Raw genomic sequence first — 16,130 nt, 5'->3', positions numbered from 1 at the left:
TGACTCCTTTACTTTAGTTCTGGCCAATATTCTTGATTGGCGTCTATCATTTCATCTAGTATTATTTTTGCTTGTGTTGAGGATTTCATCGTTTTATTTAAGGTAAACGCCTGTAAAACTTTCATATAAGAGTTCTCAATAGCTCCCTCTACTAGGCATTTTTCACAAGCGTATTGTTGTTCAATCATTCCTTTATGGAATGTTGGAATGTGACCAACTGAAATTTTTTCTATACCTCTTGGAGAAACATAACATGGAATTTCAACCATAGCATCATCAGGTAGATTGGCAATAGCACCTTCATTTTTCACGATAAGCAAATAGCGACCACCATTTTCTCTACATAATGACTCAGCTAAATCAACAATGAAAGTTCCATGTGCACCAACTACAAACATATTATCATCATAAGTTCCAGTTTCTTTATAACGACGAATTGCGTCGAATAATGTTTTTTCACGTCCATCCATTACTTCATTGGCTCTAGTATAAGAAGGATTAGCATCCTCTACAATGTCTTGACTTAATAAGTAATATTGTAAATATGTATTTGGAAGATAATCAGAAAATCTTTCCATAATTGGTTTCATATTTCCATATGTATGAATCCAAGAAGGTTCCCAATGTTGCTCATCTGGTGTCTCACATAAATAGCCATGTGCAATTGCATGCTGTCTCAATTCTTCAAATCTATTTACTCCATTCACCCAAATATCTGTAAACCACCCAAAGTGATTTAATCCAAAATAGTTAGCTTTAATTTCGTGAGGTTCGCAATGAAGTATGTCAGCAAAACCGTTGACTATTGCAACTGGCATATCACAAATATTGATAATTCTTGCATTTGGTCTTAATTTGTTTAAAGCAAGAGCTACAATAGCAGCAGGATTTGAATAATTTAAAATCCAATGATTAGGACTTGCATATTTTTCAACCATATCCAATATTTCAACCATAGGGTAAATTGTTCTTAATCCATATGCTAAACCTCCACACCCACATGTTTCTTGTCCAACAGCCCCATGACTTAAAGGAATTTTTTCATCTTGTTCACGCATAGCGTATTTACCAACTCTGATTTGTGCAAATATAAAGTCAGAATCTTTAAATGCAGTTTCTGGATCTGTTGTTGTGAAAAATTTACATTCTGGACAGTTTGCTTTCACAACCTCTTTTACAATAATTGCGACATCATTTTGTCTTTCTTCATCAATGTCATATGCACGAATTTCTTTTACCGGGAATGTTGATTTTTTTGATAATATAGCCTTTACTACTCCTGGGGTATAAGTGCTTCCCCCACCTACGATTGTAATTATTTTAGCTTCCATGTTATTCTCCTCCTAATATATATTGATTTGCTTCTAGGTAATCCTCTAAACTTTTTCTGAATTTATTTACATTAACTCCATAGATAATTTGAATTTCATTTCCTCTTTTAACAAGTCCTTTAGAACCTGTTTCTTTTAATAGATTTTCATTTACAAGCTCTAAGGAGTCTACAACGATACGTAATCTAGTAAAACAATTATCGATGTTTTTTATGTTTTGAATACCACCAACTGCTTCATAAATTTGTTTTCCTAAAGAATTTGATAATGATTTATCACTTGTTTGATCAGTTGAATTTTTTGATGCTTCATAATCTTTTTTTGTTACTAACTTTACATCTTCACTTTCATCTCTACCTGGAATTTTCACATCATATTTCAAAATAAACCATTTAAATACGAAGAAATAAACAGCCATTTGTACAAGACCTAATAAAATAAACCAAGGCCACCCAGTTTTAGCAACTCCTGCTGGAACATTATATAACAGTGTTTCAAAGATACCACCTGCAGAACAAACAGTAATTTGAAAGAAATATAATAGATAGAAAAAGATGCCAGTTAATACTGAATGAATGACGAATAAGATTGGACTTACAAATAAGAACGTAAATTCTAATGGTTCTGTTATAGCGGCAAGACAGCTTGTTAGTATTGCTGGAACATAAATCGCTCTCGCTTTATTTTTTAATTTCGGCTTTGCACAATATAACATCGCTAAGCCTGCTCCACTTAAACCAAAAACTTTAACTAAAGTAACATTGTTGAAAATTGTAGTTAAAGATAATCTTGCGGTATTCGGGTCTCCCAATTCGGCTAATGCAATTGCCCAAGCTCCAGAATATGTTTCTCCTGCAATTGTTGCTACTCCTCCTAAATCTGTATACCACAAAGCACTACCAATAAGGTGATGAAGTCCTGTAGGAATTAATAGACGTTCAAGGAATCCAAAAGTAAAGAATCCAATACCTCCTGATGTCGATATGAATGTAGCAACGTTAGTAATCATAGATTGAACAGGTGGCCATAAATAAGCGAAAGCAATTGCCATGATTAACATGATAGGAATCGAGATTAAGAATACAAATCTAGTACCACCATATACTGACAATACTTCACCAAGATCCTTGTCACAGTATTTATTATGTAAAGAACCAACAATAATACCGATGAGTATTCCAAGGAATACTCCCATATCTACTATTTGGAAACCTAACATCATATTTTGACCATTACCAGTCGATTCATGCAATGTTTCTGTAATCGTCAAAAATGAATTTTGCGCTGCACAGAAAATGAATAAACAAAGAAAGGCGACAAGTGCTGCATGTTCCTTCTTTTTCTTTGCTAAGCCGAATGCTACTCCAATTGCAAAAATAGGTCCAAGGTTATTAAATACAGACATAAGTCCGTTATACATAACTTTAAAGGTAATTTGAATTACGTCATTACCTAAAAAAGGTATAGAAGATACAATGTTTGGATTAATCATAAAGTTACAAATAACAAGTATTAATCCAACAGCAGGTAAATAAAGAACAGGTGCTACAATAGCTTTTGAGAACGATTGCATCGCTCCAATAAATTTCTCTTTCATAATTTCCTCCATTTCAAAAATAAAAGACCTAAAAACAACAGTGATAGAATGAAAATTCTAACCTGAGATTTTAGGTCTTGCCTGATCGAATCAGTAACAATCCTCTAATGTATTATCTTATAGATATGTATCATAAGATAAAGTAATTCTTTTTCTGAAAAATGATAGTTGAAGGTTTGAAAAATATAATCCTCAACAGCATGTACGCAACGAAGGATTTTTTTATTTTTCTTAGCAAGAAAAATTGCCATTTCTCTATCCTCAAAGCTTTCTTCTTCATGGGTGTCATTGAATATTCTTTGTGCCATAAATTTTAAATGTGTTGTTAAACGTACATAATCTAAACTTTCTTCATCAAAACATATATTCAAAGTATCACTAATTACTTGAATACATCCATCAATTAATTGCAAAGTTTCCATAGTGGAATGTGCGTTAGTATCGTTAGAACCATTAATAATATGCAAGGCAATATAGCCGGCCTCATCTTCTTGCAAATGAATATTAAGTTCTTGTTCAATCAAATCAATACTCCACAAGCCTATTTTAAATTCTTCCTTATATAGTGTTTTAATTTCTGTAAGAACTAAATTAGGGAGTTCAGTACCTGTTTCATAACGTTCAACAGCAAAGCATATATGATCTGTTAAAGCAACAATGGTTTGATCTTGAAAACTGATATCTAATCGTTTCATAGCTTCTTCCATAATCATTTGGGAAAGTTTGAAGTATTTTTCAGGTGTTCTCAAAAAAAGTTGATACATAGCATTCTTTTCTCCGCCTTCATAAAAGTAGCGTTTTTCTATTTTACTTTCATCTATCAAATCTCCTATTCTTTTTTGAAACCCAATACCTGAACCAGTTAAAATGAGATCATTTTTATCTTCAGAAATTGTGGCCACTGCGTTGTTATTGAAAATCTTAATAATTTTCATAAATACCTCCAATAAAATAATAAAGACCTAAGGATTACAAAAACTATAAAAATATAGTCTTGCATTCATTAGGTCTTGCCTGATCACATCAGTAACAATCCAAGTATTACAGACTCTATTTTAAACATTAATTTTAATTTGTCAATCATTTTCAGGCGAAAAAAACAAAAAATGGTAGCGTTTAACTAATATTTATCCATATGTATGAAACATCATTTCAAAATTTTGAAAATAACCATTCTAAATGAGATTTTGGTAAGGATTTCCTAAGGATTTCTAAAAAGCCAAGATTGTTTGAATTACATTTAAGTTTTTGTTATCCTTTAAGATAGAAACAGAGGGATTATATGAAAAAAATAACAAAAAAGAAAATGCTTATTTTTGTTATCGGAATCATTACAGGTATGTGTATATTAACAGGAATACAAAGATTTCAAACACAACCGAAGAAGGAAGAAACACAGGAACAGAAGCAAACATCTCAACAGAAAAAGAATGAAGATCAAGAAGAAACTACTTCTCAGTATCCAATATGGAATAAAGCAAACGTTTATGTTGGTGGAGATCAAGTTGTTTATCAAAACAAGATTTATAAAGCTAAATGGTGGACACAAGGAGAAACACCGGGAACAAGTGATGTATGGGAGGATACCTTAGCAACGGTAAATGATACACAAAATGAGAATAAGGAATCCACAAAGGAAATAAAACCTCATGTTGATACAGGGGATAAAAAGCTAGTTGGGTATTTCCCTTCTTGGAAACCTGGAAAAGCAGATATGATCCGATACGATCTCATGAGTGATGTGATTTATGCTTTCGCAATTCCTACTAAGGATGGAGATTTAAGGGCATTGGATGAGCCTGAAACAGCAAAGACAATCATAAAAAAAGCCCATGAGCAAAACGTGCGTGTATTGATTGCAATAGGTGGTTGGAGTTATCAAGATGTTCCATTAGAGGCAACTTTTATGGCTGCGACTGAAAACAAAGAAAAAATACATAAGTTTGCAGATGCTATCATCAAGCTTTGTGATGAATATGGATTTGATGGCGTGGATATGGATTGGGAACATCCACGTGTTGATGGAACGAGTGCGAAACAGTATGAGGAATTGATGTTATATTTAGCCGAAAAGCTTCATGCAAAAGATAAATTATTAACCAGTGCGGTGTTAAGTGGAGTAACTGCAGATGGCAATGTATATTATGATGCCGCAGCTCATAGCGATAAAGTATTGGATGTAGTCGATCGTATCCATGTCATGGCTTATGATGGAGGAGATGGAGAACGTCATTCAACGTATGAGTTTGCGATGAATTGTGGAACCTATTGGATCAAAACAAGAGGTGTAGACCCTAATAAAGTCATCCTCGGTGTACCGTTTTACGCAAGGCCAAGTTGGGCATCTTATGGAGATATTTTATCATCAGTGAAGAGTGCATCCGATAAAGACCATGTAAACTATCAAGGAATGGATGTTTATTATAATGGGATTTCCACGATGAAGAAAAAAGCACAATATGCGAAAGAAAATCTTGGAGGTATTATGGTGTGGGAACTGACACAAGATAGTAATGATGAAAAAACAAGTTTAATGAGTGCTATTAGTGAAGTATTAGAAAAATAATTTGATGATTTATATAAAAAGGAACGTTACTTACAGAGTTTGCGTTCTTTTTTTTATATAATTGCGTTTATGATCGTCTAAAACGATGTTGTTGTTGAGACAAAATTGCATTATAGAACTATTTGCGTTATCATAAGAGGTAAAAAAAGGAGGCAAATAGGGATGCTGAAAAGATTACATTTTTCAAAAGAAGCGGTTCATATGGAGATTAGAGAACACAAAAGTTCTTTTCTTGTATATATTACATTGCGTGCATTGGTTATATTAACCATGATCTTACAAATTTTAAATAAGAATTATGAAAATGTATTTTTATGTATATTAACTTTATTTTTGTTGATTATACCGAGTTTGATACAGGTGGAATTTAAAATAGAATTACCAACTACACTGGAAATTATTATATTGATGTTTATATTTTCTGCGGAGATATTAGGAGAAATTCAATCATTTTATATAATGATACCGGCATGGGATACGATTCTTCATACTCTGAATGGGTTCCTAGCGGCAGCAATAGGATTTTCTCTTGTGGATATTTTAAACAATGAAAAACGTTTGCAGTTTAAAATGTCACCATTATTTATGGCTTTGGTAGCATTTTGTTTTTCCATGACCATTGGGGTACTGTGGGAATTCTTTGAATTTGGTATGGATCATTTTATCGGTACGGATATGCAAAAGGATACCATTGTACAAAGTATTACCAGTGTGGCATTAGATCCAACAAACAGTAATCGTCCTATTACCATCAATGGAATTCAAGATGTCATCATCAATGGAGAAAGCTTGGGGTTGGGTGGATATCTTGATATTGGTTTGATCGATACCATGGAAGATTTATTCGTGAATTTTGTCGGTGCTGTTGTATTTTCTATCTTTGGATATTTCTATGTAAAGAAAAGAGGAAGTGGAAGTTTTGTGAAACGATTCATTCCGAAACCAAAGGAGCGTAAGAAAGATTATTTAAAGAATTTACAGGAAGAGGAAAAGAAAAAGCAATTGGAAAAAGATAACGCCAAGAACATTGGATCATGCAGATAGACAAAAAAAGATGAGAAAGCTTAGCATAGAAAAAAACGATTCACAGTGTGGAATCGTTTTTTAGTATCATTGAATATCCTATTAACGATGATATAATTTTTTCGTTTGATATTGATCTTCACAAGTAAGATTGACATTCAATTTTCTGAATGTATTAACATCTACTTGAGATAAAATAACGGTACTATGCGCTTCACAACATTTTAATTTATCCAATTGTTGTAACGCAAGATGTGAAACAGGGTTTGTTGTTGCGGAAATAGATAACGCAATTAAGACTTCGTCTGTATGTAATCTTGGATTATGATTTCCAAGAGAATTGATCTTTAATTTCTGAATTGGTTCAATGATGTTAGGGGATATCAAAGGTATTTCATCATTGATGTTTGCCAAAGCTTTTAAAGCATTTAAGAGTGCTGCACTGCCTGCGCCAAGCAATGAGCTTGTTTTTCCTGTGACGATTTGACCATCAGGTAGTTCAATAGCGAACGCTGGTGCATCTGTATCCTCTGCTTTTTGTAAAGCAGGAATGACACAACGACGATCTAATGGTGTTATATTCGCTTGAGACATAATGATCTCGATTTTTTTGATGGTATCATCAGATGTATGTCCGACTTTGTAATCCACCTTAGCTGCATAATAACGACGTAGTATTTCTTCACAGCTGGCTTTTCTTGCTGCTTCATCATTGAAAATACAATAGCCAACCATATTTACTCCCATGTCAGTTGGTGATTTATAAGGAGACTCACCGAGAATTCGTTCAAACATGGCATTCAATACAGGGAAGATTTCTACATCTCTATTATAATTGACCGTTGTTTCACCATAAGCCTCAAGGTGGAAAGGGTCAATCATATTGATGTCATTTAAATCAGCGGTTGCGGCCTCGTATGCCAAATTGACAGGATGTTTTAATGGTAAATTCCATATTGGAAAGGTTTCAAATTTTGCATAACCTGCTTTGATACCACGATTATGTTCATGATATAACTGGGAAAGACAAGTTGCCATTTTCCCGGATCCGGGACCTGGAGCTGTTACTACAACCAATGGCTTTGTTGTTTCTATATATTCATTTTTACCATAACCTTCTTCGGATACGATCAAAGGAATATTGTTTGGATATCCGGCAATGACATAATGCAAAAAAACCTTGATGCCTAAATGTTCAAGATGTGTTTTAAATGTATCTGCACTGGATTGGTTCGCATATTGCGTGATGACAACACTTCCTACATATAATCCTGTTCCACGGAAAGCATCGATCAAACGTAATACCTCGGCATCATATGTGATTCCGATATCACTACGTATTTTGTTTTTCGCAATATCATTTGCACTAACAGCAATAACAACCTCTACTTCATTTTTCAGATTCAATAGCATTTTTAGCTTAGAATCAGGAAGGAAGCCGGGTAATACTCTTGCGGCATGATGATCATCGAACAGCTTTCCACCAAACTCCAGGTATAGTTTATTGTCGAATTTATTGATTCTTTCTAAAATATGTTTTGATTGCAATTCAATATATAAGTCATTGTCAAAAGCCATTTCTTTCATCATTTCACTCCTTTTCAAAAAAACTCTCACTTTATGTATTATACCAAAAATATGAAGCATTTACTAACAGATTTCTTAATTTCAGATAGATTTATGAAGAAGATAACGAAAGCCTTGAAATGCAACCCCTTTACCGACAATGTAAAGAATCATTACGGTAATGAATGACATGTATAAAAGCCGCCAATAGGAAGTCTTTTTCTGATTTTTTTCAATTCTTAAGAAATCGTCATTTTCCTACTCTTTGTTTCCTTATCGTTTATGGGTATAATGTTATAGTGAAACGATGATATCACAGCACAAAGTCATTGGCATATAAGATATAGATAATTGTATCAATTCAAGGAATGGCTGCATATATAATAAGGTAAGAAAAAGCTGAACATGGTAATGTAAATTCGAATTCAGTGGGAATTGTTCAGAAAAAACAAAAAGGTGTAGAAAAAAATAGCTATCACTTCAAAAATGCTTTATAATAATAATGCACTTTTGTAGACTAACATGCAAATTCTAATGCGTGTATCAATAAAAACGGAATACGAAAAGGAGATTTTTCAATGGAAAATGTAATCAAAATTGAAGGTAAACATAAATTAAGTGGCAGTGTTCGCATAAGTGGATCAAAAAATGCTACTGTTGCGCTGATTCCAGCTGCAATCTTGGCCAATGGTCCTGTTACTGTCTGTGGAGTTCCCAATATCAGTGATGTAGAATCTTTGTCTATTTTATTACGTGAATTAGGGGTTATCGTAGATATAAAAAGTAGCGATCGCATCGTAATCGATCCTACAGATATGCAAAATAAACCAATGAACAGTGATGCTGTCAGTAAATTACGTGCTTCCTATTATTTTATGGGAGCTTTACTTGGTAAATATGGTCATGCGGAAATCAAGATGCCCGGAGGTTGTTATTTAGGGCCTCGTCCGATCGATCTACACCTAAAGGGTTTTGAAGCATTGGGGGCAACTGTGACTTATGATCATGGTTCTTATATCTTAGATGCGAAAGAGCTTGTCGGTACTAAGATCTTCTTAGATATTTCCAGTGTAGGGGCAACCATTAACATCATGATGGCGGCAGTACATGCCAAAGGAAGAACTACGATTGAAAATGCTGCGAAGGAACCGGAAATCATTGATGTCGCAACCTTATTGAATAAAATGGGTGCACATATTCGTGGTGTGGGTACCAATGTGATCACCATTGATGGTGTAGATGAGCTTGATGGATGTTTCCATGAAATTATTCCGGATCGTATCGAAGCCGCAACGTATATCGTTTTGGCAGCTGCAGCGGCTGATGATGTATGGATCGAAAATATCATTCCTCAACATTTGGAATCTTTATTGTCAAAGTTACAAGAAATCGGTATTAATATGGAAGTTGGAGTAGATAGCGTTCATGTAATGAAGCATGATGATCAAATCAAAGGTACGGATATCAAAACATTGCCATATCCTGGTTTTGCGACTGATATTCAACAGCCCTTAACTGCATTATTAACGCAAGCAAAAGGGCAATCTATTGTGACAGAAACTATTTATACTGAACGTTTTAAACATTGTTATGAGTTAAATAAGATGGGTGCTAATATCAATGTCATGATACCAAGCTCATTTGTGAATGGACCAACACCGTTATCCGGGGCAGAAGTACGTGCTACTGATCTTCGTTGTGGTGCTTGTTTGGTCATAGCGGGTTTGATTGCGGATGGTGTAACTACGATTCGTGATATTTACCATATTGATAGAGGCTATGAGGATTTAGATGGTAAATTGACTGCATTGGGAGCGAAAATTTGGAGAGAGACCATAGAATAAAATAGGCTATGAAATTATAAATATATAAAAAAATGCGAGGATTCGCATTTTTTTTGGTGTAGCTTTATCTAAAGTAAGATCGTATTATACGATCAATTCATCGTGATAAAGTGCATAATAAACCAGAATCAATTGATCAATGGTGTACATGACAGAAATCATGCCGAGATTGTTATCATAACTGCCATGGATATTTAAAAATAAATCATAGCGATCTTTATAGGCCGAGTGCTCATTTTGCGTAATCAATACCATGGTCGCATGGCTTTTATATAAATCAGGCACAAACCTAGATTGTACGTTACTGCTTCCTCTTGGAGAAATCAAAATAGCAAGATCATCTTCACTCACATGATGGATAGATTTTTTTTGTTGATTGATATCAGGACTTACATGTATAATTTTTTTAAACAACCCTAATCGTTCTTGAAGATACATAGCGATAAATTGATAACCTACATTACCGAAAATATAAATGTTTTCATGGTCATGGATCAACTCTGCAAGCTGAATTAATTGCTTTTTCTGAAGATGATCATTCATATCCTTGATAGATGATAAATATAGCTCTTTCATATAAGAAAGCCCATCATCTAAATGATCTTTGGCAAGTAAATAATGTTTATCATAATCGATTTCAAAGCCATAAGAGGTTTCCAAGGCCTCTTTAAAGGCATTAAAGTTTTTATAACCTAATTGACGACAAAATCTACTAAGTGTTGAGGTAGACACAAAGCAAAGATCTGCGATTTCGTAAATATTCAAGTTCTGTAACTCATCAATGTGTTTGATCAACTCTATCGCAAGATTACAATTGGTACTGCCTTGTTGAGATGTATTGATGGTAAGCATCAGCTTATGTAAGACCATATCCATAGCATATTCCTCCTTATTTACTAATATTGTAGCAACTAGTTTCAGAAATTGAAACTAATTTCTCATAATCTTATGAGTTTCTTGTTTAGAACGCTTACATCAATGAATTCACTGGTATACTGAATGTGTCGAAAGGAGGATAACAATGAAAATCAAAACGTTAGACACATTTCCTGAAACATTTTTATGGGGGGCAAGTACAAGTGCGTTTCAGGTAGAGGGAGCATCTACAGCAGATGGAAAAGGATTATCCACACAGGATGTTCGTCCGGTGACAAAGGGATTATCCGATACCAGTATTGCCGCAGATCATTATCATAGATATAAGGAAGACATTGCGTTGATGAAAGAAGCCGGTTTAAAATCTTATCGTTTCTCAATCGCATGGACAAGGATCTATCCTAATGGAGATGATGAAACACCAAATCAAAAGGGTATTGATTTCTATAATGATCTGATCAATGAATTGATAGCACAAGGCATTGAACCGATCGTAACATTATGGCACTTTGACTTACCACAACACTTAGAAGAAGCATATCAAGGCTGGCTGGGAAAAGAAACGATAGCGTTCTTTGCCAGATATGCGAAAACCGTATTTGAAGCTTTTGGTGATCGAGTGAAGTATTGGATCTCTATCAATGAACAAATGATGATGGTAATGAATAGTGCAATGCTATTGGGAAAAGGTGAAAAGATATCTCATAAGGAAAGTTTGAAATATAACCTTCAAGCTTGTATCCATATGTCTTTAGCCGAAAAGAAGGCATTTGCATTATGTCATGAAATTGTAAAAGATGGTATGATTGGTCCATCCAGTGCTTATCAGCTGTGTTATCCATTGACTTGTGATGCACAGGATGTAGAGGCAGCCATGGATGCAGAGGAATTTTTAAGCTATTTGGTATTAGATCTTAGTGTAAGAGGGGAAATACCTTCTACTGTGAAAGCTTATCTGAAACAACAGCAAGCATATCCACTCATCACAGAAGAAGAGGAAGCTTTATTGAAAAAGGAAAAACCGGATTTCATTGGTGTAAACTATTATGCTAGTGTAACCGTAAGAAAACCCGGTATCCCAGACCCTAAGGCAGATTTGGCATTCTTTAATACCGAAAATTATACGATCGTGAATAATCCTATTATGCCGACGACAACATGGCTAAGAGGGAGCTATGATCCACTTGGATTTAAATTGTCATTAAGGAAACTGAATGATCGATATCGTTTACCGTTGATGATTACAGAAAACGGATATCCACAATGTGAAGAGCCAATCAATGGAGAAATCAATGATATGGAAAGAATCCAATATGTAAAAGATCACTTACATGCGATCAAGGAAGCAATCAGTGAAGGTATTTGTGTGATTGGATACAATATCTGGTCTTTCATGGATCTGTTAAGTGGATCTCAAGGATATAAAAAGCGATATGGACTTGTTTATATCGATCATCAAGAAGGAAATACAGGTACGTTACAAAGAATCAAAAAACAATCATTTTACTGGTATCAAACACAAATAAAAGAAAAAGGAAGGAATTTATAATATGGAAAAAATACAAGGATGGCTGGAAAAAACATTAATTCCGGTTTCAACGAAATTATCAAGCAGTAAAACCATGAGCGCATTGAGCGGTGGTATGATGTCCGTCTTGCCGATCATGATGATTGGCGCAATCTTCTCTATTCTAACCAATTTGCCAATCGATGCATATAAAGCATTCATCGCTGATGTCGGTTTAGCTAACTTCTTCTCATTGGCTACTTCTATGACAACCGATTTGATTTCTATCTATATGACATTCTTTGTCGCAAAAAGCTTTGCGGATCAAAAGCATAAAGATCAATCTTCTACGATAGGTGTCTTAGCAGTAGCATGTTTCTTTATTCTATTACCTTTCGGTGTCAATGAAGGAGGCACAAAGTTCTTTGAATTTACTTATTTAGGTTCTATGGGAATGTTTGTTGGTATCGTAACCGGTATTCTAGTGTCTAAAATTTATGGTGTTGTATTGGATCGCAATATTACCATCAAATTACCGGATGGCGTTCCAGTCAATGTATCTAGATCATTTACAGGTATCATTCCGGCTGTTGTAGTTGCGGTTGTATTCTTGTTGATCAATTTCCTTTTAACCTTAACCCCATATGGAAATATCTTTGCTTGTCTATATTCTTTATTACAAGCACCTCTACAATCGCTTGCAGGTAACATGTTCTCTATGATCATCATTGTTGTACTTTGTCAATTATTATGGTTCTTTGGTATCCATGGATCTATGACAGTGCTTGGTGTTATCTTCCCATTATGGATCGCTATGTATGCGGAAAACAGTGCGTCTGTAGCTGCCGGTGGAGAAGTCTTAAATCCTATTAATATTACCTTCTTTGACTTTACGACCATTGGCGGATGTGGATGTACCTTGGGATTATCCATTCTACTATGTCTATTCTCAAAATCGAAACAAAACAAAACGTATGGTAAATTGTTCTTACCTTGTGGATTATTCAATATCAATGAACCTATGGTATTCTCTATGCCATTGATGTTAAATCCATTGTTCATCATTCCATTTATTTTAGCACCTGTATTGGCTGTTGTGATTGCTTGGTTGGCAATCGTAGTATTACAAATCGTACCGGCACCACTTGGTATTATGAATTTATCTTATGTTCCTGCATTATTCCGTGGTTTTATCAATTGCGGTTTCCAAGGTATCATATTAGAGCTTGTCATCATTTTAATGTCCATTGTTATCTACTATCCATTCTTTAAAATTGCAGATAAACAAGCACTTGCTAATGAAATAGAAACAAAATAAGTGTATAATAGAAATAGTTAAGAGCGTTTTGATCCTATAGGAAACGCTTTTCAAAAGGAGGAGAAGAATCATGAACTATTTGGTTTTTGATGTAGGTGGCAGTTCCATTAAGTTTGCAATTGTTAATGAAGAATACGAAATTTTGGAGAAAGGTAATGTCATTACACCTCTGAATTGTTTTAAACAGTTCAAAGAGGCTATACGTGCAATCTATATCCCGTATAGAGAAATCATTGACGGAGTCGCAATGTCATTGCCAGGAATGATCAACAAAAAGACACAGAAAGTCCAAATACCCGGATATCTTACTTATAATGAAGGAATGGATGTGCTGTCTGAGTTAAAGTCTGTGACAACAGATCGCTTTACCATTGAAAATGATGCGAAATGTGCAGCATTATGTGAAGCAACCATTGGAAATCTTAAGGATACAGAAGTAGGCGCTGTTTGTATCTTAGGAAGTGGTGTTGGTGGAGCAATCACCATGGGTGATCGTGTCTTGACCGGCGCTCATGGCTTTGCTGGAGAATTCAGCTATCTGAGTAGTGATTGGAAACAGAACGCAAAAGACTTTTCAGATAAATGGGGATTAACAGGTAGTGTATATACCTTAATTAAAAAGGTTGCTATGAAAAAAGGGTGCGATCCTGAAACAATGGATGGCGTACAAGTATTTGAATTATGTAATCAAGGTGATGAAGATGCTTTGATGATGTTATCTGAATATTGTGATATGATCGCTACCGGTCTTTATAATATTCAAGCAACCGTTGATCCTGACAAGATCGCAATCGGTGGTGGAATCAGTTATCAACCAATCCTTATGGAGTATTTACAGAAGTCTTTGGATAAGATTTATGAAGCAGTTCCTTTTGACATACCTAAGGTACAAATCGTAAATTGCAAGTACTACAATGATTCTAATATCTTAGGAGCTTTGGCAAATTTCTTTAAAACCTTTGCTTAATTTATGGCATTCATGGTGATTGACTATGAATGCTTTTTTTTACAAACTATAATGATATTTATGAAAAGGGCTTCGTATTCTATCTAATTCATGCTAAAATCTAAGTAGAAAGCTGGTGTCAAATGGAAGAATCGCAGTTGCCAAAGGAATCTGGATACTATGTATATCTGCTTCGCTGTGAAGATCAATCTTTATATTGTGGATGGACCACCGATTTAAAGAAAAGATATGAAAAGCATAAGGCCGGGAAAGGTGCAAAGTATACCAAGGCACATAAACCGATCGAGGTGTTTTATTTTGAAGAACATCCAGATGCCAGTAGCGCAAGAAAGCGTGAATATGAAATCAAACAGTTGAGTAGAAATGAAAAACTCAAGCTACAAGAAACACGCTCAGGGAGGTGGTATCATGTCACAAACAACGAAACGTGCTTTGGCGTCATCTTTGAAAAAACTACTGAAGGAAAAACCTTTAGATAAGATTACGATTGTGGATATCGTTGAGGATTGTGAAGTGAATCGACAAACCTTTTATTATCATTTTCAAGATATCTATGATTTAATCGAATGGATTTATACAAGCGAAGCACTAAAGGTTATTGGAGATAAAAAAACCTATGCAACATGGCAAGAGGGCTATCTTCATATCTTCGAATATGTTGAAAAAAACAAGGATTTTGTACTCAGTACCTATCATTCAGTATCCAGAGAACATTTAGAAAGTTTTTTGTATAAAGAAACTTATCAACTGCTATGGGATGTCGTAGAGGAGCTGGCAAAACAAAAATCGGTTAGAGCTGAAGACAAAGCTTTCATCGCAGATTTTTATAAATATGGATTTGTAGGATTGATCTTAGATTGGATCAGCAAAGGGATGAAAGAAGATCCCGTTCAGATCATCAATCGTTTAGACAGTGTCATTCATGGTGATATTGATAAAGCACTTCATGAGTTTGATGCGTTATCATAAGATAAAATGATGTTACTATAATAGGAAAGGACAGTGATATTATGAAATCCGGTTTAAAATCATATATGAAACTTCTATCTGTATTATTACTAATTCTTGTTTTCAGCATGTTATACCTTAAGCTTTCTAAGTATCAACCCAAAGTTGTTTATCATGAAATGAAGTCAGAGATATATAGTGATGTCCAATTAAAAGAAGCATCAGAATTAGCTGTTAGCAAGTTTAAAGAAAACCATGTGGTAATAGAAATCAGTTATGCGGGAGATGAGTATAGTGAAAAAAGTGCAAAAGAGGATGGATCCTATCCAGGAATGCTTTTTGAAGTCGTTGTAAAAAATAGAAAAGAAAAAGTCCCATATTATGGCTTTGTTGAAATGATGAATGGAGAATATCAGTTAAATCCACATTCAGTTGGACCAATACAAGCCTCGCTTGATTATGATAAGCTTTGATTCGTACATGCATTATAAAATGAACGGAACTTTAAGATATTGTAAAGTTATAGGAAAAGGATGGTGATCGGCATGTCTAAGGGCATCATAGGACAAAAAATTGTATGTGCCCAT

General features: G+C 34.6%; 14 protein-coding genes. 9 read left to right on the top strand and 5 right to left on the bottom strand.

Annotation, left to right across the window (positions count from 1 at the left end):
- Window positions 1-8: 8 nt before the first annotated feature.
- From UGRO018_RS09395 to UGRO018_RS09385, 3 genes are all read right to left on the bottom strand, one after another.
- Window positions 9-1,331: a 6-phospho-alpha-glucosidase gene (locus UGRO018_RS09395; RefSeq protein ID WP_416326231.1), complete on the bottom strand. Its 1,323-nt coding sequence runs from the start codon at window positions 1,329-1,331 to the stop codon at window positions 9-11.
- 1 nt (window position 1,332) lies between these two features.
- Window positions 1,333-2,928, bottom strand: coding sequence for a PTS transporter subunit EIIC (locus UGRO018_RS09390; protein ID WP_416326230.1), 1,596 nt, complete (start codon window positions 2,926-2,928; stop codon window positions 1,333-1,335).
- Between the two features lie 104 nt (window positions 2,929-3,032).
- Complete coding sequence (locus UGRO018_RS09385; RefSeq protein WP_416326229.1) at window positions 3,033-3,863, bottom strand: PRD domain-containing protein; 831 nt, start codon at window positions 3,861-3,863, stop codon at window positions 3,033-3,035.
- Window positions 3,864-4,210: 347 nt separating this feature from the next.
- Here UGRO018_RS09385 and UGRO018_RS09380 point away from each other — a divergent pair, with 347 nt between their 5' ends.
- A complete protein-coding gene (locus UGRO018_RS09380) occupies window positions 4,211-5,494 on the top strand; it encodes a glycosyl hydrolase family 18 protein (RefSeq protein WP_416326228.1) in 1,284 nt (427 codons plus the stop codon).
- 162 nt (window positions 5,495-5,656) lie between these two features.
- A complete protein-coding gene (locus tag UGRO018_RS09375; RefSeq protein ID WP_416326227.1) occupies window positions 5,657-6,538 on the top strand; it encodes a hypothetical protein in 882 nt (293 codons plus the stop codon).
- An 81-nt stretch (window positions 6,539-6,619) separates the two neighbouring features.
- Here the strand turns inward: UGRO018_RS09375 and UGRO018_RS09370 are convergent, their stop codons facing one another.
- Window positions 6,620-8,104, bottom strand: a complete 1,485-nt coding sequence (locus UGRO018_RS09370; RefSeq protein WP_416326226.1) for a DUF1846 domain-containing protein — start codon at window positions 8,102-8,104, stop codon at window positions 6,620-6,622.
- Window positions 8,105-8,661: 557 nt separating this feature from the next.
- On the opposite strand from UGRO018_RS09370, the gene UGRO018_RS09365 reads away from it, so the two are divergent.
- On the top strand, window positions 8,662-9,927 hold the full coding sequence (locus tag UGRO018_RS09365) for a UDP-N-acetylglucosamine 1-carboxyvinyltransferase (protein ID WP_416326225.1): 1,266 nt from the start codon (window positions 8,662-8,664) through the stop codon (window positions 9,925-9,927).
- A gap of 84 nt (window positions 9,928-10,011) precedes the next feature.
- Here the strand turns inward: UGRO018_RS09365 and UGRO018_RS09360 are convergent, their stop codons facing one another.
- Complete coding sequence (locus UGRO018_RS09360; protein ID WP_416326224.1) at window positions 10,012-10,803, bottom strand: MurR/RpiR family transcriptional regulator; 792 nt, start codon at window positions 10,801-10,803, stop codon at window positions 10,012-10,014.
- 145 nt (window positions 10,804-10,948) lie between these two features.
- Here UGRO018_RS09360 and UGRO018_RS09355 point away from each other — a divergent pair, with 145 nt between their 5' ends.
- The 6 genes from UGRO018_RS09355 (at window position 10,949) to UGRO018_RS09330 (ending at window position 16,016) form a co-directional block, all read left to right on the top strand.
- Complete coding sequence (locus tag UGRO018_RS09355) at window positions 10,949-12,352, top strand: glycoside hydrolase family 1 protein (RefSeq protein WP_416326223.1); 1,404 nt, start codon at window positions 10,949-10,951, stop codon at window positions 12,350-12,352.
- 1 nt (window position 12,353) lies between these two features.
- Window positions 12,354-13,628, top strand: coding sequence for a PTS sugar transporter subunit IIC (locus tag UGRO018_RS09350; protein ID WP_416326222.1), 1,275 nt, complete (start codon window positions 12,354-12,356; stop codon window positions 13,626-13,628).
- Between the two features lie 70 nt (window positions 13,629-13,698).
- On the top strand, window positions 13,699-14,595 hold the full coding sequence (locus UGRO018_RS09345; RefSeq protein WP_416326221.1) for an ROK family protein: 897 nt from the start codon (window positions 13,699-13,701) through the stop codon (window positions 14,593-14,595).
- Between the two features lie 122 nt (window positions 14,596-14,717).
- Window positions 14,718-15,074, top strand: a complete 357-nt coding sequence (locus UGRO018_RS09340) for a GIY-YIG nuclease family protein (RefSeq protein WP_416326220.1) — start codon at window positions 14,718-14,720, stop codon at window positions 15,072-15,074.
- Complete coding sequence (locus UGRO018_RS09335) at window positions 15,004-15,564, top strand: TetR-like C-terminal domain-containing protein (RefSeq protein WP_416326219.1); 561 nt, start codon at window positions 15,004-15,006, stop codon at window positions 15,562-15,564. Before UGRO018_RS09340 ends, UGRO018_RS09335 begins: the two co-directional genes overlap by 71 nt.
- A 41-nt stretch (window positions 15,565-15,605) precedes the next feature.
- Window positions 15,606-16,016 carry a hypothetical protein gene (locus UGRO018_RS09330; protein WP_416326218.1) on the top strand — a complete coding sequence of 137 codons (411 nt, stop codon included), beginning with the start codon at window positions 15,606-15,608 and terminating at the stop codon, window positions 16,014-16,016.
- Window positions 16,017-16,130 lie beyond the last annotated feature (114 nt).

Origin of the sequence: Hoskinsella mucinilytica (assembly GCF_045223415.1) — a bacterium.
Lineage (GTDB): Bacteria > Bacillota_I > Bacilli_A > Erysipelotrichales > Erysipelotrichaceae > Hoskinsella > Hoskinsella mucinilytica.
Note: the sequence above shows the minus strand (reverse complement) of the source record. Positions and strands in the feature narration are given on the sequence as shown.